Here is a 21,860-nt window from a genome sequence, read left to right on the forward strand (position 1 = left end):
GTATGATCGTTCCCACGCGGAGCGTTGGAACGATCATCATAAGACTCAGGGTTTGCGGGTCAGGCGTGTGAGGATCCGGTCCAGCGCATTGGCAAACGCTTGTTTCTCGCGATCGCCGAACGGTGCGGGTCCACCGCTCATCTGGCCTTGCTCGCGCAGATCGGTGAACAGGTTGCGCACAGCCAGCCGCTCGCCCATGTTCTGCGCATCGAACTCCTTGCCGCGCGGATCCAGCGCCGCCACACCCTTCTTCACCAAACGATCAGCCAACGGGATATCGCTGCAAATCACCAGCTCACCCGGCACCGCGTGCTCGACCAGATAATCGTCTGCCGCATCCGGGCCGCTCGGCACCACGATCAGCTTGACGATGGCCAGCCCCGGCTTGATCTGCGGCTGCCCGGCCACCAGCACCACTTCGTACTGACGCTTGAGGGCGAACTTCACCACCAGATCCTTCGCCGCCCGTGGACAGGCGTCGGCATCGATCCATACACGCATTTTCTTTACCTCTAAAAGCAAAAGATCGCAGCCTTCGGCAACTCCTACAGAGTGCGCGTCGCGCCGCAATATTGCGACATGCTACGCCCCTGTAGGAGCTGCCGAAGGCTGCGATCTTTTAAGGGAGCACTCAATCAAGCAGCCGAAACCCGTCGCTTCTCCGCCATCCAACTGCGCCCGTACAACACCACAATCGCCAGAATCGCCACCGCCTGCGCCGTCAACGAATAGGCATCGGCATGAATCCCCAGCCAATCGAATTCAAAGAACGCCACCGGCCGCGTGCCGAAGATCCCGGCTTCCTGCAACGCCTTCACGCCATGCCCGGCAAACACCACCGACAGCGCACACAGCAGCGCCGCGTTGATGCTGAAGAACAGCGTCAGCGGCAGTTTCGCCGAACCGCGCAGGATCACCCACGCCAGACCCACCAACAGCACCAGTGCGGTTGCACCACCCGCGAGCACCGCGTCATGCCCGGCCGGGCCGGCCTGCAGCCACAGGGTTTCGTAGAACAGGATCACTTCGAACAACTCGCGGTACACCGAGAAGAACGCGAGGATCGCGAAACCGAAACGTCCGCCGCCACCGACCAGACTGCTCTTGATGTAATCCTGCCAGGCCGCTGCGTGGCGACGGTCATGCATCCACACGCCGAGCCACAAGACCATGACACTGGCGAACAGCGCCGTCGCGCCCTCAAGCAACTCACGCTGAGAACCGCTGACATCGATCACATACGCCGCCAGCGCCCAGGTGCCGAGGCCGGCCAGCAGCGCCAGGCCCCAACCGACGTTGACGCTGCGCACCGCCGATTGCTGGCCGGTGTTGCGCAGGAAGGCGAGGATCGCCGCCAGCACCAGAATCGCTTCCAGACCTTCGCGCAGCAGAATCAGTAAACCGGAGATGTAGCTCAGGGACCAGCTCAGACCATCGCTGCCAAGCAGGCCGGCAGACTCTTTCAACTTGGCCTTGGCCGCCTCCAGACGCTGCTCGGCCTGCTCGACCGGCAAGCCGTCCTGCAACGATTGCCGATACGCCATCAGCGATTTTTCAGTGTCCTTGCGCACGTTGGCGTCGACGTTATCCAGCGAACTCTCGACCAGTTCGAAGCCTTCCAGATACGCCGCGACCGACAGGTCGTAAGCCTGATCGTGTTCACCGGCGCGGTACGCGGCAAGACTCTTGTCCAGCGTTGCGGCGGTGTAGTCGAGCAACTGCGCCGGGCCACGCTTGACCTGCGGCGGCTGCGCGCGCTGCGCACGGAACGTCGCCGCCGCTTGTGGGCCTTCGGCAGCCTGTACTTCGGCCGGGGTCTGGCGAGCCAGATCGGCAATGTTGTAGGTCTTCTCGGACTTGGCCGCCGCCGGATCGGCGCTGAAGCCGGCGATGTAAGTCGCCAGATCCCAGCGCTGCCGATCGTCAAGCTGATCGGCAAACGCCGGCATGTCGGTACCTTCGACGCCTTGGCCGAGGGTGTTGTAGATCGCATACAGGCTCAGGTGATCCAACCGCGCCGCATCACGCAGATTGGCTGGCGCCGGGCTCATGCCGAGCCCCGCCGGGCCGTCACCGGCGCCGCTGTCACCGTGGCACACCGAGCAATTCTGCGCATAGAACGGCGCACCACGGCTTGGGTCCGGGGTGATGATCGGTGCCTGACTGACTTCATACGCCACCGCCAGTTGCGCGCCCAACTGCCGCGCCTGACGGGCCACTTCGGCGCCGTCCTGCTTCGCGGTGATCGCTGCCTTCAATGCGCTGACACCTTGCTCCAACGCAGCCTTTTCCGGCTTGGCCGGCATACCGGCGATCAAGCCTTGCAGCGCCCGCGTGAACTCCAGTTGCTCGCGATATTCGGAGTCATCGACCACCTTGCCTGCGGCTACCGTCGGCGGGTAGTCGGCGCTGATGTAATCGAGCAGGTGCAGCGCTTGCGGCGCGCCTTCCACGGTATCGGCCAGCAGATTGAAGCTGCTCAGGGCAAACAACGGGAACACCAGCCAGGCCAGGAAACGGGACGAGGCAGTCATGAAGAATTCTCAAATGGAAATGCGAAGTTACATATTGTTCACTTCGAACGCATTTCCCTCAAGCTTTGTCGGCATTCAGCGCAACACCGCGGCGTGCAGCGAGCTGATTGATCGGCTTTGAAGCGTCATCCATGGCACCCCGGCAGCTGCAAAGCGCCCGTATAATGCGCCATCATTTCGCCCTCTCCGTTCAAGGAAGAACCCGCTCATGCGCCACTGTTTGTTGCCGTCCCTGCTGATCGCCACCCTTGTGCAACTCAGTGGTTGCGCCGCTTACCGTGATTACGACATGGAACTGCAACAGACCACGCAACAGCTCAAGGCCGGCAATATCGACGCCTCACTGGCCTTGATCGAGGCGCACAACCCGGATGAAGAGAAGGATTTGCTCTATTACTTCGAGAAGGGTGCGGTGCTGAGCGCTGGCGGTGAGTTCCCGCAGAGCCAGGTTGCCTGGCGCAGCGCCGAGCAAATGGTCATACAGCGCCAGGACACCATTGAAACCACGGGCGACAAATTGCTCGCCGCCATGGGCAATCACTGGGGCAGCATCATCAATGACAAGCTGCGCCGCTACGATGGTTACGACTACGAAAAAGTCATGCTGACCACACAAATGGCCCTCAACCAACTGGCCATGAATGATTTTGACGGTGCTCGCGCCGACATCAGGAAAACCCACGAGCGCGAAGCGCTGATCGCCCGGCAACGGGAAATGGAATACGAGCGTGTCGAAGAAGCGGCCAAGGCCAGCGGCGCCCGCGTCCATTACAAGGATCTGCAAGGCTACCCGGTGGTCATGCTGGAATCACCCGCCGTCATTGCCTTGAAAAACGGCTACCAAAGCGCGTTCAGTCACTATCTCGCCGGGTTCACCTACGAAGCACTCGGCGAGAAAGACCTGGCAGCGCCCGGCTATCGTCAGGCGATCGAGCTGCGCCCGGACATGGCGTTTTTCCAACAGGCCTTGCGCGACCTCGACAGCCCTGGACTGAAGGCAGACGAAAGCGATGTGCTGATCATCGTGCAGAGCGGCCTGGCGCCGGCCCGCAGTTCCGTGCGCGTGCCCTACCCGGTGAAGCTCGCGGACGGGCAAGTCATCGTTGCCAATGTTTCGTTTCCCGTGATGATCCCTGACACCTCAACCCCGGCGTTCAATCAAGTGGCTATTGATGGTCGACAGAAAAAGCTGATCGCGGTCAACAGCATTACCGACATGTCTTTGCGCACCCTGCGTGACGACATGCCGGGCATTATCCAGCGCACAACCTATCGGGCATTTCTGGCGGCCGATGTTCAGGCCACGGACAATCGACGCGATCCGAGCAAAGCCTCCTACGTCACTCACTGGGACGGTTTCGAGCAGGCCGACACCCGCACCTGGCGCACCCTGCCTAACCTTACTCAGGTTGTGCGCCTGCGTTTGAAAAAAGGTGACCACCTGATCAGCCTGCCCAACACGCCCGGGGTTGCGCCACTGAAGATCCGCATCGACCAGAAACGCCAGGTCATCGGCCTGCGTGCCTTGGGTGATCGGGTGTTTGCCAATGGCAGCGCATTCCAGTCGGATGTGGCGCCGGCAAAGAGCGTGGTATCCAACCTGAAATAAGTAATGGCACCAAACTAACAAGTGCGATTAAAAAGCTATTACATAGCCATCACCACCCGCTTATAATGCCGCGCCCTCGCTATCGCGAAACGGCATTAAAGCTCCTCTGGTTATGAGGAATTGGCAGGAGGCCAACGCCACTGTCGATGGGTCACACCAGCCCGACCAGCATTCGCGGCTGTATTTACTCCAGGGAAGAAGTACCCCCATGGCATTCCGCGCCCCCACTCTGATCGCGCTCAGCGCCGTCACTCTGCTGTCCGGCTGTTCGGCGTTTCGCAACTACGACTCCGAACTGGCCCAGACCAATCAGCAACTGGCCTCCGGCAACGTCGACGCCGCGCTGACCCTGCTGGAAAAGAACAACACCGGCCCGGACAAAGACCTGCTTTATTACTTCGAGAAAGGTGAGTTGCTGCGCGCCAAGGGCGACCTGTCCGGCAGCCAGAATGCCTGGACCAGCGCCGATCAAGTGGTGGGCAAGTGGGAAGACTCGGTCAAACTCGACACCGACAAGTACCTGGCTCAATTCGGCAGTTTCCTGGTCAACGACAAAGTGCGTCGCTACGAAGGCTATGACTACGAAAAAGTCATGCTGACCACGCAGATGGCCCTGAACCTGCTTGCGATCAACGATTTCGACGGCGCACGCACCGCGATCAAAAAGACTCACGAACGTGAGGCAGTGATCGCCGAACTGCGCGACAAGGAATACCTCAAGAGCGAGGAAGAGGCCGAGAAAGAAGGCATCAAGACTCAGTACAAAGACTTGCAGGGTTATCCGGTCGCCAGCCTCGACGCGCCGGAAGTGGTTGGTCTGAAGAACAGCTACCAGAGTGCGTTCAGCCATTACCTGTCCGGTTTCGTCTACGAAGCTTTGGGCGAAAAAGGCCTGGCTGCACCGGGCTACCGCAAGGCCGCCGAACTGCGCCCGAACACGCCGCTGCTGGAGCAGGCGCTGGTTAATCTCGACAAGCCGAACAAGTCCGACGACAGCGACATCCTGATCGTGGTGCAAAGCGGTCTGGCGCCGGCCCGCGATTCGATCCGCGTACCGTTGCCATTGCCGATCTCCAACAACGTGGTGATCACGCCGCTGTCGTTCCCGATCATCAAGCCTGACACTTCCACCGCGACGTTCGCGCAGATCGGCGTTGATGGTCAGCAAGTCGATCTGACCGCGCTCAACAGCACCACTGCCATGTCCCGCCGCGCCCTGCGTGACGACATGCCGGGGATCATTCTGCGCACCACCGTGCGGGCGATCACCAAAGGCGTGGCGCAAAAGCAGATCAATGAAACCAACCCGCTGGCCGGTCTCGCCGTGGGTATCTCTTCAGCTGTGCTCGAAGGTGCCGATACCCGTACATGGCGCACCCTGCCGGACAACACCCAAGTGGTACGTCTGCGTCTGAAAAAGGGTGAGCACCAGGTCAGTCTGCCGAGCGCCGTCGGCGGTTCGCTGGTCAAGGTCACCGTCGATCAGCGTTATCAGGTGATCACCCTGCGCGCCGTGGGCAACCAGGTGTTCGCCGGTGGCCTCGCCGCACACGTCATCCCGAGCGCCGGCGCGACCAACGTCGCCAGCCTCAAACAACCTTAAGAACGGAGTCTTTGCATGCGCTTCAAACTCATCGCCGTCGCCGCCCTCGCCTTGCTGGCGAGCGGCTGCGCCACCCCGCCACCGCCAGAGCCGGGCAGCGCCGCGAGCAAAGTCGTGGCCATGGGTCCGCAGAAACACATCGTCGTCGGCGCCATGCGCGTCGCCCGCGAAAACGGCTTCATGACGGTCAATGTGCAGTTGAGCAACACCCTCAACAGCAACAAGATTTTCTACTACCGCTTCGCCTGGCTCGGCGCGGAAGGTTTCCCGATTGCCGAAGAAGAAGTGTGGAAAAGCCAAATGATGTACGGCGCCCAGACCAGCTTCATTCAGGGAATTGCCCCGACCCCGAAAGCCATGGACTTCCGTCTGGAAATCAAGACGCCGTAAGCCTGTCACCCAATTCCTGTTTTAGAGAGCACTCCCATGTTTGCACGCTTTTCCTGCATCGCCGTTATCGCCCTGCTGGCCTCCGGTTGCGCCAATACTTCGCCGACCCTGGGCAGCAAGAACATCAGCTACGGCGACACCAAAGCGGTTGAAACCGTAACCAACGAATTCGGTTCGACCGACCTGCAAATGATCGCCGAATCGATGACCCGCTCGCTGGCCCAGTCCGGCATCCTGCAGGGCCGTCCGGTGGTTCAGGTCTACGACGTGAAGAACAAGACCAGCGAGTACATCGACACCCGCGAAATCACCACCAGCATCAAGACTCAGCTGATGAAGACCGGCGTAGCGCGCTTCGCCAGCGACAACAACGCGATGCAGAGCCAGGTTGACCAGCTCAAGCTGCAAAACCAGAGCGGCCTGTACAAGAAGAGCACCGTGGCCAAGACCGGCAACATGGTTGCCGCCAAGTACCGCATCGAAGGCTCGATCAGCTCGATCGTCAAGCGCAGCAGCGACTACAAGGACGTCTTCTACAAATTCAGCCTGCAACTGATCGACGTTGAAAGCGGTCTGGCCGAGTGGATGGACGAAAAAGAGATTCGCAAAACCACGGAGCGTTAATTGATGCGCGCATGGATTGGCATGATGGCCCTGGCTTGCGCGTTCAGCGTGCAAGCGGCCCCGAAAGTCGCGGTGACGGATCTGGCCTATCAGGAACGTGTGGAGCAATACATCCACATCGTTTCGGCCCAGAGCAATCACCGCGAGGGTTACTACAGCTCCAGCGGCTCCTCGAGCTACAACGAGATCGAAGCGAGCACCAGCTACATCGAGCAAGGCGAGTTGCGCAAATTCACCGGCGACATCAAGGGTGAAATCCTGCGCACCGGTATGTTCCAGCTGGTGCAAGGCACGCCGTACACCGCGTCGTCCAAGGGTGATGTCTTTGATGTGATCAAGCGCATCAAGGCCGGTAACTTCAAGGGCGCCGACTACGTGTTGTTCGGCACCGTGTCCGATATCGACTTCACTCAGGACATCAACGAGCTGGCGAACACCGACAGCTATTCGGCGGTGCTGGGCCTGACGTTGGTGGCGGACTTCAGCCTGATCAACACCAAGACCTTCGAAATCACGTCGGCCTTCACGGCGATGGGTGAAGCGCAGGACACCAAACTGGTGAACCATCGCGACATCAAGATCTCACTGAACCGCCCACGAGTGGTGCGTGACGTGTCCAAGGCCTTGGGCGAAGACGTGGCCGGGCAACTGAGCATGCAGCTCGGTGGCAGCGGTTACGAGCAGCCGCGCGAAGCACCGCAGCGCAACAATCTGCCGCGTGATACCGCGCCGGTGATCTTGCGCTGATGACTGGCTCCTGATCATTCCCATGCTCCGCGTGGGAATGCATCCCGGGACGCTCTGCGTCTTGGCCACAAAAAAGGCGACCGGCAAAGGTCGCCTTTTTTGTGCCCGCGATGTTTATGCCGCCGCTTTGCGCAACGTTGCCATAAACGCCGCCGCGCCGATGAACAACCCGGCAAACGTGCGGTTCATGCGCTTTTGCTGCTGCGGTGTGCGCAACAGACGCAGGACCTTCGACGCCAGACCGGTGTAGCCCGCCATTACGATCAGGTCGACGAAGATCATCGTCACACCGATCACCACGTACTGAATCAGCAGCGGCGCGTGCGGATTGATGAACTGCGGCAGCACCGCCAGCATGAAGACCAGAGCCTTGGGGTTGCTGATGTTCACCAGAAAGCCGCGGAACACCAGCGCCAGCGGCTTGCCGATCGGCCGCACCGCCGCGTCATCGCTCATGTCCATGGGCAGCGCGCGCCATTGCTTGATGGCCAGATAAACAAGATAAGCCACACCGAACCACTTGATCGCGTGGAAGGCCGTGGCCGAAGCGGTCAGGATCGCGCCGACACCGGCGCCGACAATCGCGATTTGTACCGCCAGGCCAATCTGCAGGCCGAGGGCGTTCCAGTAACCGCGCCAGAAACCGTATTGCAGACCGCTGGACATCGACGCAATGGCGCCAGCACCCGGGGACAGACTGATCACCCAGCAGGCGGCAAAAAACGCCAGCCATGTTTGAAGCTCCATCGCACACCTCGACTCATGCTCGTGACAAATGCCTAAGCTAATGCGGGTTTGAATGGATGACTACCGATTTTTTGCTGAATGTTGCAGGTGCTCGCGAAGGCGTCAGAACAGACGCCGCAGAATCTACTTCTCGAAACCGCTCGACGGAAACACATCCGTCCCACGCCAACGCCGTACCGAGCGCTGGAAGAACAAGCTGTTCGGCACCTGCACCATCGCGCTGCCAGTCCCCAGCTCTTCAGCCTCGATCAACGTGGTGTAGAGCAGATTGATCGCCACCACTCGACCCTTCACGCCTGGCTTGTCCGTGGTGTCCACCAGCTCGACGATATCCCCCAACCGAAACGGCCCGACCGTGAAGATCAGAATCGCGCAGAGCAGGTTCGACAGCACGCTCCACATCGCAAAGAACGCGACCGCTGCCACCGCGACGAAACCCGACAGCGCCGTCCACAGCACCGTGGCCGAGACACCGAGACGTTCCAGCACAAAGATCAGTGCACTGCCCATGATCAGCCAGCGCAGCACACCACGCAGCGGCATCAGCAACTGCGGCGGGAACGGATAGCGCTCACCCAATCTTGTCAGGCCTTTGGCGACGAAGCGCTGGGTGAGGTAACCGGCCAGCAGGATCAGCAGAATCTGCACCGTGAACCAGACCGGCTCGACCCACACCGCCGGTAGCGGCAGCTTGAACGCTTCCATCAGGACAGCGCCTCCAGCTCCGCCTGCATGCTTTCCAGCACCTCGAGGGCTTCCATCCACGCCTCTTCCAGCTCGCCTTCACGAACCTTCAGCTTGGCCTGCTCGGCGAGCAGATCACGCAATTCGTTCTTGCGCGCCGGCTCGTAGATGTCGCTGTCACCAAGGCTGGCGTCGACCTTGGCGAGCTTCTCGTGAAGCTTGCCCAGTTCGGCTTCGAGCTTGTCGGCTTCACGCTTGTGCGGGGCCAGTTGCTGACGCAACGCAGCCGCCGCCTGACGCTGGGCCTTCTTGTCGGTCTTGTCCGGGTTCACCGGGGTGTTGCTGACCGGGGCATTGCGCTGACGGTATTCCACCAGCCAGCGCGCGTAGTCTTCGAGGTCGCCATCGAACTCTTCGACCTTGCCGTCAGCGACCAGGTAGAAGTTGTCGGTGGTGCTCTTGAGCAAGTGCCGATCGTGAGACACCACCAGCACCGCACCGCTGAATTCCTGCAGCGCCATGGTCAGCGCCAGGCGCATTTCCAGATCGAGGTGGTTGGTCGGTTCGTCGAGCAGCAGCAGGTTCGGCCGTTCCCAGGCGATTAGCGCCAAGGCCAGACGCGCCTTTTCACCACCGGAGAAATTCAGCACTGGCTCGTCGATGCGCGCGCCACGGAAGTCGAAACCGCCGAGGAAGTCACGCAGGGTCTGCTCACGCTCGGTCGGCGCCAGACGCTGCAAGTGCAGCAATGGGCTGGCCTTGGAATCCAGCGAATCGAGCTGATGCTGAGCGAAGTAGCCGACCACGGTGTTCTCGCCACGGGTCAGGCGCCCGCCGAGCGGTGACAGCTCGCCGGCGAGGTTCTTGATCAGCGTCGACTTACCCGCGCCGTTCGGACCCAGCAGGCCGATCCGCGCACCCGGGGTCAGTTGCAGCTTGACCTTCTCCAGGATGGTTTTGTCGCCGTAGCCCAAACGCGCATCGGACAGGTCGATCAGCGGGCTGGAAATCTTGGTCGACTCGCGGAAGACGAAATCGAACGGCGAATCAACGTGGGCCGCCGACAGCTCTTCCATCCGCTCCAGTGCCTTGATCCGGCTCTGCGCCTGACGGGCCTTGGTCGCTTGCGCCTTGAAGCGGGCGATGTAGCTTTCCATGTGCGCACGTTGCGCCTGCTGCTTCTCGTAGGCCTGTTGCTGCTGGGCCAGACGCTCGGCACGGGCGCGTTCGAATGCGGTGTAGCCGCCGCGATACAAAGTGATCTTGCGCTGATCGACATGCGCGACGTGATCGACGACTTCATCGAGGAAATCGCGGTCGTGAGAAATCAGCAGCAAGGTGCCCGGGTAGCTTTTCAGCCACTCTTCGAGCCAGATGATGGCGTCGAGGTCCAAGTGGTTGGTCGGCTCGTCGAGCAGCAACAAGTCCGATGGGCACATCAATGCCTGCGCCAGATTCAGACGCATCCGCCAGCCACCGGAGAAATCGCCTACCTGACGATCCATCTGCTCGTTGGTGAAACCCAGACCGGCCAGCAGCTTGCGCGCTCGCGCATCGGCGGTGTAGCCGTCGGCGCTGTCGAGTTCGGCGTGCAGACGAGCCTGAGCGGCACCGTCATGCGCCGCTTCGGCGGCGGCGAGGTCACGTTGCACCTCGCGTAGACGCAGGTCGCCATCGAGCACATAGTCGACGGCAAGCCGCTCGAGCGTCTCGATCTCCTGGCGCATATGAGCGATGCGCCAGTCGGCCGGCAAGTAGCAGTCACCCGAATCCGGGTGCAGCTCACCCCGAATCAAGGCGAACAGGCTGGATTTGCCGGCGCCGTTGGCACCGATGAGGCCGGCTTTGTGGCCGGCGTGCAGGGTCAGCTCGGCGTCTTCTAGCAGACGTTGCGGGCCACGCTGTAAAGTCAGGTTCTGAAGTCGGATCATAATGGCGGCGGAGTCTACCAGCTTCGCTCACAACTGGCGCGAGTAGCACGATGTCCTCTGACCTGTGGAGCTTTTCCCTTGCCACCTACGCCCGAGCGGGTGTGGAAGATGCCTGCCTGCAACTGCAAACGGCGGGCGCCAACGTGTGCCTGCTGCTCTGCGGTTTATGGCTGGAACAACGCGGGGTGACCTGCGATGAACACCGCATTGGCGTGCTTCAGGCATTGACCGAGCCGTGGGATATCGAAGTGGTGCAGCCGCTGCGAACACTGCGCATGCAATGGAAAGCGCGTGCGCTGGATGATGCGGTGTTGAACGGCATGCGCGAGCAGATCAAATCACTCGAGCTGGAAGCTGAGCGAGCGCTGCTGTCACGGCTTGAAGGTGTGGCGCAGGAGTGGACGCGAAACGACGCAGGTTCAATGACCTGGCTTGAAGGTTTGGCCGGCACAGCGGCCAACCCGAACCGCGACGCGCTGCAAGTGCTGCGCGTCGCGGCTACCGGCACTTAGGAAGCGCTGGTTGGGTTGTTGCTGACGCTCGACACAGCGGCTGGCGTTGGCGCAGTCGAAGGGGTCGAGGTAGTAGCGGCAGGTGCCGGTGCAGCTGGCGCAGCCGAAGTTGTCGGTGCGGCAGGTTTTGCGGCGGGTGCGGTGGCCGGTTTGGCAGCGGCTGGTTTGGCAGCGGCTGGCTTTTTAACTGCTGGTTTTGCGGCAGGCTTGGCGGCGGGTTTTGCAGCAACAGGCTTAGCAGCAGTCGCTGGTTTGGCAGCAGCGGCCGGTTTAGCGGCTGGTTTTGCGGCAGGCTTGACTGCTGGTTTGGCAGCGGCATTCACGGCTGGTTTGGCAGCAGCTTTAGCTGGTGCTTTTGCAGCAGGTTTGGCGGCAGCTGGTTTAGCGGCAGTCTTGGCAGCTGGTTTTGCAGCAGCAGTTTTAGCAACAGGTTTTGCGGCAGCTTTGGCAGCAGGTTTAGCGGCCGGTTTGGCAGCGGCGGTTTTCGCTGGAGCAGCTTTTGCTGCAGCTGGTTTGGTGGCTGGTTTAGCAGCGGCGGCACGGGTAGCCGGCTTGGCAGCGGCAGTACGCGCAGCAGGTTTTGCCGCCGTGGTTTTAGCTGCTGGTTTTGCAGCGCTCGCCGCAGCAGGTTTCTTCGCTGCAGGTTTTGCGGCCGCTTTGGCAGCTGGTTTTGCAGCGGCTTTCACCGGTGCTTTTGCAGCTGGCTTGGCAGCGGTTTTAGCAGCAGCTTTTGCAGCAGGCTTGGCCGCTGCGGTTTTCGCTGGAGCTTTTGCAGCAGCAGGTTTGGCAGCTGCTTTCTTCGCCGGTGCCGCTGCCGGTTTGGCGGCGCGGGTGGACAACACTTTACCCACGGCTTCTTGAACGCGGCCCACGCCCTGGGCCAGCTTCAGGCTTTCCTGAGCATCGCGCTTGAGTTGCAGAATGTAGCTGCGAGTGTCCGACTGACGATCCTTCAAGGCATCGAGCAGGTCTTCCAGCTCTTTCACGGCGCCTTTGGCTTTGGTCTGTGCCTTGGCTTTACCGGCGGCAGCTGCGTCCTGCAATTTGGTGCGGGACTTGTGCAGTTTTTCTTGCGCCTTGCCGCGTTGCTTTTCCAGTTTGGCGAGCAGTTTTTCAGCATCAGCCAAGGCTTGCGAGCAAGCGTTTTCCAGATGCTCGAGCAAGCTGCCCGAGAGTTGTTGGAGTAAGTGCAACGGAGTATTTACAGGCTTCTTGGTGGCCGACATGGTTTACCTCCTGGCTGACGTGAGTGCGGCTCATACTAGACCTCTGCAGTTACCGCCGCTAGGGCATCTTGACAGTATCGATTGCGTTGCGTTGCACCGAATCGAAAATGTTCTGCGTGAAGGCAAAAGCAGTTCACCGTTGCAGACGTTCGCGCTGGCATAATCCACCGCATCTCAGGACGGAGTGTGCCCATGTCGCGCTACTTTTTTTTATCCCTCTGCATGCTTGTTTCGGCCGCTCATGCGGACGAAAAAACCACCGCGAACGATGCTCACGATCTGGCCTACAGCCTCGGTGCCAGCCTCGGTGAACGGCTGCGCCAGGAAGTCCCGCAATTGCAGATTCAGGCACTGGTCGATGGTTTGCAACAAGCCTATCAAGGCAAGCCGCTGGCGCTGAGCGAAGCGCGTATCGAACAGATTCTGGCCGATCATGAAGCGCAAAATGCCGAACATTCTGCGCAGCCTTCGAGCGACGCGGCGATGGAAAACGAGCAACGTTTTCTCACCGCTGAAAAAGCCAAACCGGGCGTGAAGGAACTGGCCGACGGCATCCTGCTCACCGAGCTGACACCTGGCACGGGGACCAAGGCCGGTCCCGATGGAAAAGTGCAGGTGCTGTATGTCGGGCGACTACCCGACGGCACAGTGTTCGACCAGAACACTCAGGCGCAATGGTTCAATCTCGACAGCGTGATTGCCGGTTGGCGCACCGCGTTACAGAACATGCCAGTCGGTGCGAAATGGCGACTGGTGATTCCCTCCGATCAGGCCTATGGCGCCGACGGTGCCGGCGACTTGATCGCACCGTTCACACCGCTGGTGTTTGAAGTGGAATTACGCGGCGCGACGAGTTGAGCAGGCAATAAAAAACGGTGCGCTTTCGGGCGCACCGTTTTTTTGTTCAGGGTTCGGGATCAGGCCTGAACCGGATCTTCTTCCTTGTGTGCTGTATGCAGCACTTCAATCAGGCAGTCTTCAAGTTCGAAGCGCTCGTGCAGCAGGCCTCCGAGCTCTTTGAACTTCTCCGCTACGCATTTGCCCTCATCGCACAGGTCGTTGAACGCGAGCAGCTTCTCGGTGATGACATCGATGCGCGGATAGATCGTCTCGGCGAGTTCGAGGCCGCGCTTGTCGTTGAACGCCTTGGCTTCGCCAGTCAGCTGTTCGTAGATTTCGAAGTGCCCGGCCGACACGTAATCGACCAACACGCCGCAGAACTCCTGCAAGGGCTTGCGGCTCTCGGACAGCGAATCAGGCTCTGCGCCGAGCTTGTCGTAGGCACCGATCAGATCTTCACGCTCCTGCAACCAGCGGTCGATCAGCAGATGAACTCCACCCCAGCGTTCCTGAGCATTCTGACAACTTTCGAGCATGGCGATCTCTCTTCCCTTGTGGGTCATGCTGCTCTACACCCGCGCCCCTCTTTTGATTTTGCCTTGGGGGTCGGCCGGGCAGAGCGTCATCGAGCAACATAAATCCAATGACACGTGCGGGCCAGATTATGCCCGCACGCCTATGGCTTCAAGGTACGCAGGAGATAAAGTTCATACAAGTGTTTAATCCCGCAGCAGCACCGGGTGCGACGCTTCGCCGCTGAGCGGTCGTTGCAGAGCACTCCAGACCAGCCGCAACAATTGATAAACCGCCAGAATCGATACCGCGACAAAGAACAGCAGGCTCCATTCCGGGATGCTCAGATCGAACAACGTCCAGGAAATTTCCGCACAATCGGCACCGCCGCTAAACATCCGCTGCAACGCACAGATCCAGGGCAGACCAGTGAACAACAGCTCCGGGGCAGGCGCGCAATTGAGCAGTTGCAGCAGCGGATCGCTCTGGATCAGCACCTGCCGCCAGGCAGCCGTGGTACCTCCCAGACTCGCGCCCAGCGTCAACAGCCAGTAGAGCCACAAACCGACACGCTTGGGGCCGTGCACCGCCGCCAGGCCACTGGATACACACAGCAACGTGAGGAACAGGCGCTGCACCAGGCACAGGCTGCACGGCGTCAGACCAACAGCATATTCAAGATAATAGGAAGCTCCCAGAGCAAAGGCCCCCGCAGTGAAAGCCATGAAGAACAAGGAGCGTGAGCAGGCCAACGACATGGCTTTTCCGTAACAGTAGAGACAGACGGTTACGGTAGAGGAAAGCGTGTCAGCCTTTCAAGGCGAGGCCCTGCCGACAGTTCACCAGAGGTGTAGGGAAAACCCGACAGGTTCGAGAGGAATCGGTGTAGTCAGTTGTAGGAATTCGCCTCGGGCGCTCACTGAAGTTGAAATTTCAACCACAAAAGGTAAGCGAGGGAGCTGCCTCCCCCGCCACTTCAGACGTGCGCCGGAACCGGCAATGGCGCGGCCAGCAGGCGCTCATCCAGCAGCCCCAGACCCTCCTGGAACAACTGATTGCTGCGCTCGGTATCGCCCAGCTGTGCGAGCAGCCGTGCCAGTTCCGCACAGGCTTCAGGATTGCGCTGCACACGCAGGCTGCTTTCCAGATAGTCCCGCGCCTTGCCCCACAGGCTGGTTTGCAGACACAGGCGGCCAAGGGTCAGCAGCAAGCTCGGATCGTTCGGGTGATCCTTCAGCCAGCCTTCGGCAGTTTGCAACTGACGGGCCGGATCGCTACCGCGCACCAGACCGTAGAGACGGGCCAGATGGCTGTCGTACTTGCGCTTGAGGGCCGTGCGCAGCACTTCTTCCGCTTCGACCTGAGCACCCAGCTGACGCAGCTGTTCGGCGTATGCCAGCACCAGCGGCGGCTCCTGACGCTGCGCCGAAGTGAGCTGCTGCCAGGCACGTGTAAGCGACTGCAAGCCAACACTCCCGTCCTCTTCGCGCTGCGCTGCCAGCGACAGGTTTTCCCCCCAGGCGCGGCGCTCAAGCTCTGCCAGTTCGGCGGGCGGCAGGACTTTGTCCTTGCGCAATTCCGGCAACAAACGAATCACCGCCGACCATTCGCCGCGCTGCTGATACAAGCGCTGCAACTGACGCAGCGTCTGCGCATTGTGCGGATGACGATCATGCATCGCTTGCAGAGTCACCAAGGCACCGTCGGTATCGCCACGGTCGGTCTGCAACTGCGCATGACTCAGAGCGATCGCCAGTTCCGCCTGCGGCTGACGCTCCAGTGCACGCTCCAGCAATCGATCGCACTCTTCGTAATTGCCTTGCTCATTGGCTGCGCGGGCAGCACCGAGGTAGTACAGCAATGGCTGACGCTCGGCTTCAGCCGCTCGATAAAGATGACGCTGAGCACTGGCCCAGCGACCTTCGGCCAGATCCAGTTGGCCATGCTCGATGGCCACCTGCACACGCCGGCTGCGGTTGCGTCGCGACCATGGATTGACCACACCGCTCGACGTCATGACCAGCTCGACCAGCGCCTTGATGCCCCAGATCAGCAACCACAGCACAGCGATTACCGCCAGTGTCGCCCACAGGCTCGACTCGTAGCGGAAGCTTTTGTAGGCCACCAGCACGTAACCGGAATGCTCGGCAATCGCCAGACCCAGCGCCGCCGTCGCCGCGATCACCAGAAACACGATCACATACAAGCGCTTCATGGCGTGGCCTCCTGCGCGGTGTTGGCGGCAGGTTTGGCGAAAGGTTTCACTGACTCTTCAGCGTTGACGTTGCGCCGCTCAAGATAGGCTTGCACCGCACTCAGCGTGCCGGTCAGGTCCGGCGTCGTGACCGTAACCGGTTCCTTGCTCAGCTCGGCGACCTGTTCCAGCATCACTTTGCTTTGCGCATTGTCCGGATTGAAATTGCCTTTGAGCACATCGCGAGCCTCGGCCATGGCTTGGGTGTAGACCGGCGCCTGCCCGTTGAGAGCGGCCCACTGCGCCTGCTCCAGCGCCAGGCTCAGGGCCAGACGCACTTGACTCAGGCTCTGCCCGGCCAGCAGCGGCCGCACGTTTTTGTCAGCGTTGAAATCGATGCGGATGTAGCGCGAAACCTGATCCCACCACTGCGCCCAACGACTGGCGCCGTCACCGTCGGCGGTCAGGCCCAGCAGCGACTCGCCGCGATCCTTGTACTCCGGCGCCAGCTCGGTGAGGTCGATGACCTGATCACGCAATGCGCCGAGACGCAGGAACAGACCGGTGCGATCCGGTTGTGCAGTGCTGCGCAGCGCTACGAGGGTTTTCGCCACTTGCTCGCGAGCGGCAAAAGAGCCGGGATCGTTTTGCTCACGGAGGATTTCGTCAGCGCCCTGCACCAGCGCCTGAGCGCTGCTGATGTCCTGCAACGCCGACAGCCGCAGGCTGGCCAGGCGCAGCAGATGCTCGGCCTCGGCCAGACGCCAGTCCTTGCGGCTGGCACCGAGAACCGTCTCCAGGCGTTGATTAAGGCGCTGTTGATCGCCCTGAAGTTGCGTCACCAGACGCTGGCGCTCGGCAAGTTCGTCGGCCCCCGGCAGTTGCGCGAGGCGCTCGGTCAGGCGCTGCTCATTGAGCTTCAGGCTCTGCGCCTGATCGTTCAATGCCTGCACTTCACCGGACTGCTGCTGAGTATTGGTCTGCAGGTGACGGACCTGCCAGACACCCCAGCCACCGATCGCGACGCCGGCGGCGCCGAGCAACAAGGCGACGATGGCCAATCCATTGCCTCGGCGCGGCTCTGTGGCCGGCGGTGGAGTTTCAACCTGGGTTTCAATCACAGGCTGGACATCATCTTTGGGCAAGGCTGTTTCGCTCACGTATCCATCCTTTGCATTAGTAAACGGGTTCGGGATGCTCCCGCAACGCCGTCAGCAAAGCCGCGGCACTCGCGCCGCGGCAATCCACAACTGTTTGAGCCCCGGCGGCACCTGCCAGCTCGACGACCCTAGGGCTTGGAACAAACAACGGCAACTGCGCGATTGTCGGCCAGGCATCACCGGCCATCTGGCGCAGGTGCTCGAAACCCTGTCCACTGCTGACCACCAGCCCGTTCAAGCGTTCCGCTTCGATCCGCCGCGACAGTTCGTTCGGGGGATAGGCCGGCAAGTCACGTCGATACAATTCCAGATACTCGACACTAGCACCAAGCTCACGCAGGCGCTCGGCGAGTAGCTCACGGCCGCCCTCTCCGCGCAGGATCAAGACCTGCGCCCCGGGCTGGCTCACCGCTGCACGCAGACGCGGCAATTGCAGCAAGGCTTCGCTGTCATCGCCGTCCGCCGGGAAGCTGACGTCCAGACCATAATCGCGAAGAATCTGTGCAGTCGCCGCGCCGACGCTGAACCAAGGCATCGTCAACGAGGGCGAGCCATCGAGCAGATCCAGCGCAATGCGTGCCGCCGGTTTGCTGACCACGATTACCGCGTTGCAACTCGGCAACTGCGCAATCGCCTGACGGATTTTGGCAGAGACCGGCAGCGGAACAATGTCCAGAAGCGGCAAACAGCTACTGAAAATCCCCTGCCCGGCCAACGTCTCGGCCAGCGCCACACAGTCTTCCGCAGGGCGCGTCAGCAGCAGGCGCCAGCCAGTCACTCGTTACCTGCCTCGCCGTAAACCGCTTTGAGAATATCGTCGGCGCCCTGGCTGAGCAGGTCTTCGGCGACCTTCACGCCCAACGCTTCGGCATCGGCACGCGGCGCCCGGGCTTCGGCGCTGAGCAGCTTGCCGCCACTCGGCTCACCGACCAGACCACGCAACCACAACTGCTCGCCTTCAAGTACGGCGTAGCAGGCGATCGGCACTTGGCAGCCGCCATTCAGATGTTTGTTGAGGGCACGTTCGGCGGTCACCCGCGACGTGGTATCGGCATGATGCAACGGTGCGAGCAAGGCGTGGATTTCAGTGTCGGCACTGCGGCATTCGATGCCGACTGCGCCTTGGCCACCGGCTGGCAGACTGTCATCGACGCTGATCGCCGAAGTGATGCGATCTTCGAAACCGAGGCGGATCAGACCGGCCGCAGCAAGGATGATCGCGTCGTACTCGCCAGCATCGAGCTTGGCCAGACGTGTATTGACGTTGCCGCGCAGGAAGCGGATTTGCAGGTCCGGACGACGGGTCAGCAACTGTGCCTGACGACGCAGGCTCGACGTGCCGACAATGCTGCCGGCAGGCAACGCCTCCAGGCTGGCATAGGTATTGGAAACGAAGGCATCGCGCGGATCTTCACGCTCGCAAATGCAGAACAGGCCGAGGCCTTCCGGGAAGTCCATCGGCACGTCTTTCATCGAGTGGACGGCAATGTCGGCTTCGTTTTCCAGCAGCGCAGTTTCCAGTTCCTTGACGAACAGGCCCTTGCCACCGATTTTCGACAGTGGCGAATCGAGCAGCTTGTCGCCGCGACTGACCATGGGCACCAGCGTCACCAGCAGGCCCGGGTGGGCCGCTTCCAGACGGGCTTTGACGTATTCGGCCTGCCAGAGGGCCAGCGCACTTTTACGGGTGGCGATGCGGATTTCGCGAGAGGACATGGATCAATCCGTACTGAATAGATACGGCGGATAATAACAGCTCAGCCAAATCCACTTTGACTTGAATCAGAAACGGCGCGGCCTCCCTGGCCGGCAATGCCTGGTAAAGGAAAGAGAGGCCGCCCGAAATGACCGGGCTACAGCCCCTGCATCATCTTGCGCACACCGGCCACATGCCGACGGCTGACAATCAGCGCATCACCATTGAGACCTTTGAGGAACAGCTGAAAATGTCCCAGTGGTGTGCGTTGCAGTCGTTCGATGCGGTCACGGGCGACCAGCGCGTTGCGGTGGATACGCACGAAGCGCTCGCCGAATTCGTCTTCAAGGGCTTTGAGCGGTTCGTCCAGCAGCACCTCGCCGGCTTCGTGACGCAGGGTCACGTATTTGTGGTCAGCGATGAAGTAGACCACCTGATCCAGCGGGATCAGTTCGATGCCTTTGCGGGTGCGGGCGCTGATGTGGCTGCGCGGGCCGGTGCCGCTTTCGGCAGCAGGACGGGTCAGGGCCGAGAGTTGCGCCCGATTGGGACGTTCAGCCCGTTTCAGGGCGTCATGCAGATGTTCGGTTCGCACGGGTTTCACCACATAGCCCACGGCGCTGGCCTGCAGGGCTTCCACGGCAAATTCATCGGGGCTGGTGCAAAACACCACGGCCGGCGGCGTTTCGCGTTCGCACAGACGGGCAGCGACTTGCAGGCCATCGAGGCCCGGCATGCGGATATCGAGCAGTACGATATCCGGCTTGTGGCTGTCGATCAGTACCAACGCCTCTTCGCCATTGGTGGCGCTGGGCTCCAGAACTGTATAACCCTCGAGCTCGCTCACCATTCGGCTGAGGCGCTCGCGAGCCAGTGGTTCGTCATCAACGATCAGGACATTCATATTGCGCTGGATTCCTGCGTGAGTCTCGCACAAGGATAGCGTAGACAGGTGAAGTGACGTCCGTCACCGCGATCCACGCTAAGACTAGCCCGAGCGCCAAAAAGTGCCGTACGTCGGCCAGCAATATTTGCCAGTGTCCGGGTCGTACTGCTCGAAGCCCGCTGTTTCCTGCGTTTCTCACGGGGATTGCCGAAGGACAATTACACCCACCCCCCTCTTCTTATAGTCGGCGGTCAGACCTTTGCGCGATCCGCAGCCGCGCCGACCCTTATGTCCTACTGTAGACGCTCGTCGGGCCGATATTGCTCAATCGAAAAATATCCTTGCGCAAATCCGCCAGGGCCAGCGCCGACTATGACTGAGCCGATGAGAAAAAAACGTATCGACCGGTGTCAGCGACAGTCTGGGCAACCCTGTTATTATCCGCGCCAGCGTTTCACGCCTTTTTTCTTCAAGCCGATACGAGCGAATTCATGAGCACTGACAAGACCAATCAGTCCTGGGGCGGCCGCTTCAGTGAACCCGTCGACGCCTTCGTCGCCCGCTTCACCGCCTCCGTCACTTTCGACCAGCGCCTGTATCGCCACGACATCATGGGCTCGATCGCCCACGCCACCATGCTGGCCAAGGTCGGCGTGCTGACCGATGCCGAGCGCGACAGCATCATCGATGGCCTGAAGACCATTCAGGGCGAAATCGAGGCCGGCCAGTTCGACTGGCGCATCGACCTCGAAGACGTGCACATGAACATCGAAGCACGCCTGACCGATCGCATTGGCGTCACCGGCAAAAAGCTGCACACCGGGCGCAGCCGCAACGACCAGGTCGCCACCGACATCCGCCTGTGGCTGCGTGACGAGATCGACCTGATCCTCGCTGAAATCACCCGCCTGCAAAAAGGCCTGCTGGAACAAGCCGAGCGCGAAGCCGCGAGCATCATGCCGGGCTTCACCCACCTGCAAACCGCGCAGCCAGTGACTTTCGGTCATCACATGCTGGCCTGGTTCGAAATGCTCAGCCGCGACTACGAGCGTCTGGTTGACTGCCGCAAGCGCACCAACCGCATGCCGCTGGGCAGCGCCGCGCTGGCCGGCACCACCTACCCGATCGACCGTGAATACACCGCGCAACTGCTGGGTTTCGACGCCGTCGGCGGCAACTCGCTGGATAACGTGTCCGATCGTGACTTCGCCATCGAATTCTGCTCGGCCGCGAGCATCGCGATGATGCACTTGTCGCGCTTCTCCGAAGAGCTGGTGCTGTGGACCAGCGCGCAATTCCAGTTCATCGATCTGCCGGATCGTTTCTGCACCGGCAGCTCGATCATGCCGCAAAAGAAAAACCCTGACGTGCCAGAGCTGGTGCGTGGCAAGACCGGCCGTGTATTCGGCGCACTGATGGGCCTGCTGACCTTGATGAAAGGCCAACCGCTGGCCTACAACAAGGACAACCAGGAAGACAAAGAGCCGCTGTTCGACGCCGCCGACACCCTGCGCGACTCGCTGCGCGCCTTTGCCGACATGATCCCGGCGATCAAACCGAAGCACGCGATCATGCGTGAAGCGGCGCTGCGCGGTTTCTCCACCGCGACCGACCTGGCGGATTATCTGGTGCGCCGTGGTCTGCCGTTCCGTGATTGCCACGAAATCGTTGGCCACGCGGTGAAATATGGTGTGGACACTGGCAAGGATCTGGCCGAGATGAGCCTGGAAGAACTGCGCCAGTTCAGTGATCAGATCGAACAGGACGTGTTTGCCGTGCTGACCCTGGAAGGCTCGGTGAATGCCCGCGACCATATCGGCGGCACTGCGCCGGCGCAGGTCAAGGCAGCTGTGGTGCGCGGTCAGGCCCTGATCGCCAGCCGCTAAAGCAAAAGCTTCGCGAGCAGGCTCGCTCCCACAGTTGGATTTTTGTTGAACACAGAATTTGTGGCCGACAAAAATCCC

Annotated in this window: 21 protein-coding genes and 1 pseudogene; 8 read left to right on the forward strand and 14 right to left on the reverse strand. The window is 60.9% G+C overall.

Annotation, left to right across the window (positions count from 1 at the left end; all coding sequences use genetic code 11):
• Window positions 1-45 precede the first annotated feature (45 nt).
• Together QOM10_RS28270 and QOM10_RS28275 are read right to left on the reverse strand one after the other, a co-directional pair.
• Window positions 46-501, reverse strand: coding sequence for a YaiI/YqxD family protein (locus QOM10_RS28270; RefSeq protein WP_127930187.1), 456 nt, complete (start codon window positions 499-501; stop codon window positions 46-48).
• A 134-nt stretch (window positions 502-635) separates the two neighbouring features.
• Complete coding sequence (locus QOM10_RS28275) at window positions 636-2,534, reverse strand: FTR1 family protein (protein ID WP_316917301.1); 1,899 nt, start codon at window positions 2,532-2,534, stop codon at window positions 636-638.
• 208 nt (window positions 2,535-2,742) lie between these two features.
• Between QOM10_RS28275 and QOM10_RS28280 the strand changes: the two genes are divergently transcribed.
• From QOM10_RS28280 to QOM10_RS28300, 5 genes are all read left to right on the forward strand, one after another.
• Window positions 2,743-4,143 (forward strand): hypothetical protein, encoded by a 1,401-nt coding sequence (locus QOM10_RS28280; RefSeq protein WP_316917302.1) that lies wholly within the window; start codon window positions 2,743-2,745, stop codon window positions 4,141-4,143.
• 208 nt (window positions 4,144-4,351) lie between these two features.
• Entirely contained in the window at window positions 4,352-5,746 is a 1,395-nt protein-coding gene (locus QOM10_RS28285; protein WP_127930190.1) for a COG3014 family protein, read from the forward strand.
• A 15-nt stretch (window positions 5,747-5,761) separates the two neighbouring features.
• The gene (locus QOM10_RS28290; protein ID WP_127930191.1) at window positions 5,762-6,136 is read left to right on the forward strand and encodes a YcfL family protein; all 375 of its coding nucleotides are present in this window, start codon (window positions 5,762-5,764) and stop codon (window positions 6,134-6,136) included.
• A gap of 36 nt (window positions 6,137-6,172) precedes the next feature.
• Window positions 6,173-6,760 carry a penicillin-binding protein activator LpoB gene (lpoB, locus tag QOM10_RS28295; RefSeq protein WP_016772610.1) on the forward strand — a complete coding sequence of 196 codons (588 nt, stop codon included), beginning with the start codon at window positions 6,173-6,175 and terminating at the stop codon, window positions 6,758-6,760.
• Window positions 6,761-6,763: 3 nt separating this feature from the next.
• Entirely contained in the window at window positions 6,764-7,507 is a 744-nt protein-coding gene (locus QOM10_RS28300) for a penicillin-binding protein activator LpoB (protein WP_316917303.1), read from the forward strand.
• A 114-nt stretch (window positions 7,508-7,621) separates the two neighbouring features.
• On the opposite strand, the gene QOM10_RS28305 is transcribed toward QOM10_RS28300, so the two are convergent.
• The 3 genes from QOM10_RS28305 to QOM10_RS28315 all read right to left on the reverse strand — a co-directional run bounded on the left by QOM10_RS28305 (window position 7,622) and on the right by QOM10_RS28315 (window position 10,869).
• Window positions 7,622-8,254: a LysE family transporter gene (locus QOM10_RS28305; protein ID WP_095049367.1), complete on the reverse strand. Its 633-nt coding sequence runs from the start codon at window positions 8,252-8,254 to the stop codon at window positions 7,622-7,624.
• 123 nt (window positions 8,255-8,377) lie between these two features.
• Window positions 8,378-8,959, reverse strand: a complete 582-nt coding sequence (locus tag QOM10_RS28310) for a mechanosensitive ion channel family protein (RefSeq protein WP_095119850.1) — start codon at window positions 8,957-8,959, stop codon at window positions 8,378-8,380.
• Window positions 8,959-10,869, reverse strand: a complete 1,911-nt coding sequence (locus tag QOM10_RS28315) for an ATP-binding cassette domain-containing protein (protein WP_127930193.1) — start codon at window positions 10,867-10,869, stop codon at window positions 8,959-8,961. Before QOM10_RS28315 ends, QOM10_RS28310 begins: the two co-directional genes overlap by 1 nt.
• 50 nt (window positions 10,870-10,919) lie before the next feature.
• Between QOM10_RS28315 and QOM10_RS28320 the strand changes: the two genes are divergently transcribed.
• Window positions 10,920-11,381, forward strand: a complete 462-nt coding sequence (locus tag QOM10_RS28320; protein WP_127930194.1) for a TIGR02444 family protein — start codon at window positions 10,920-10,922, stop codon at window positions 11,379-11,381.
• Here QOM10_RS28320 and QOM10_RS28325 read toward each other — a convergent pair.
• The gene (locus tag QOM10_RS28325; RefSeq protein WP_127930195.1) at window positions 11,378-12,607 is read right to left on the reverse strand and encodes an AlgP family protein; all 1,230 of its coding nucleotides are present in this window, start codon (window positions 12,605-12,607) and stop codon (window positions 11,378-11,380) included. The genes QOM10_RS28320 and QOM10_RS28325 overlap by 4 nt on opposite strands.
• A gap of 192 nt (window positions 12,608-12,799) precedes the next feature.
• Between QOM10_RS28325 and QOM10_RS28330 the strand changes: the two genes are divergently transcribed.
• On the forward strand, window positions 12,800-13,465 hold the full coding sequence (locus tag QOM10_RS28330) for an FKBP-type peptidyl-prolyl cis-trans isomerase (protein ID WP_316917304.1): 666 nt from the start codon (window positions 12,800-12,802) through the stop codon (window positions 13,463-13,465).
• A 59-nt stretch (window positions 13,466-13,524) separates the two neighbouring features.
• Here the strand turns inward: QOM10_RS28330 and rsd are convergent, their stop codons facing one another.
• The 8 genes and pseudogenes from rsd to QOM10_RS31435 all read right to left on the reverse strand — a co-directional run.
• Complete coding sequence (gene rsd, locus QOM10_RS28335; RefSeq protein ID WP_127930197.1) at window positions 13,525-13,983, reverse strand: sigma D regulator; 459 nt, start codon at window positions 13,981-13,983, stop codon at window positions 13,525-13,527.
• A gap of 183 nt (window positions 13,984-14,166) precedes the next feature.
• Window positions 14,167-14,718 carry a disulfide bond formation protein B gene (locus tag QOM10_RS28340; protein WP_127930198.1) on the reverse strand — a complete coding sequence of 184 codons (552 nt, stop codon included), beginning with the start codon at window positions 14,716-14,718 and terminating at the stop codon, window positions 14,167-14,169.
• A 218-nt stretch (window positions 14,719-14,936) separates the two neighbouring features.
• Complete coding sequence (locus QOM10_RS28345; RefSeq protein ID WP_127930199.1) at window positions 14,937-16,175, reverse strand: heme biosynthesis protein HemY; 1,239 nt, start codon at window positions 16,173-16,175, stop codon at window positions 14,937-14,939.
• Window positions 16,172-17,314: a uroporphyrinogen-III C-methyltransferase gene (locus tag QOM10_RS28350; protein ID WP_316917305.1), complete on the reverse strand. Its 1,143-nt coding sequence runs from the start codon at window positions 17,312-17,314 to the stop codon at window positions 16,172-16,174. The genes QOM10_RS28345 and QOM10_RS28350 overlap by 4 nt, the downstream gene beginning before the upstream one ends.
• Window positions 17,315-17,330: 16 nt before the next feature.
• On the reverse strand, window positions 17,331-18,092 hold the full coding sequence (locus tag QOM10_RS28355) for a uroporphyrinogen-III synthase (protein ID WP_127930201.1): 762 nt from the start codon (window positions 18,090-18,092) through the stop codon (window positions 17,331-17,333).
• The gene (gene hemC / locus QOM10_RS28360) at window positions 18,089-19,030 is read right to left on the reverse strand and encodes a hydroxymethylbilane synthase (RefSeq protein ID WP_127930202.1); all 942 of its coding nucleotides are present in this window, start codon (window positions 19,028-19,030) and stop codon (window positions 18,089-18,091) included. The genes QOM10_RS28355 and hemC overlap by 4 nt, the downstream gene beginning before the upstream one ends.
• A 137-nt stretch (window positions 19,031-19,167) precedes the next feature.
• The gene (locus QOM10_RS28365) at window positions 19,168-19,914 is read right to left on the reverse strand and encodes a LytR/AlgR family response regulator transcription factor (protein ID WP_127930203.1); all 747 of its coding nucleotides are present in this window, start codon (window positions 19,912-19,914) and stop codon (window positions 19,168-19,170) included.
• Window positions 19,911-20,114, reverse strand: a pseudogene (locus QOM10_RS31435) (sensor histidine kinase); the annotation flags it as partial. The gene QOM10_RS28365 and the pseudogene QOM10_RS31435, both read right to left, overlap by 4 nt.
• A 273-nt stretch (window positions 20,115-20,387) precedes the next feature.
• Here QOM10_RS31435 and argH point away from each other — a divergent pair.
• Window positions 20,388-21,782, forward strand: coding sequence for an argininosuccinate lyase (gene argH, locus QOM10_RS28370; RefSeq protein WP_007911110.1), 1,395 nt, complete (start codon window positions 20,388-20,390; stop codon window positions 21,780-21,782).
• The last annotated feature ends 78 nt before the right edge of the window (window positions 21,783-21,860 follow it).

It is taken from the genome of Pseudomonas sp. P108, from assembly GCF_032613195.1.
Lineage (GTDB): Bacteria > Pseudomonadota > Gammaproteobacteria > Pseudomonadales > Pseudomonadaceae > Aquipseudomonas.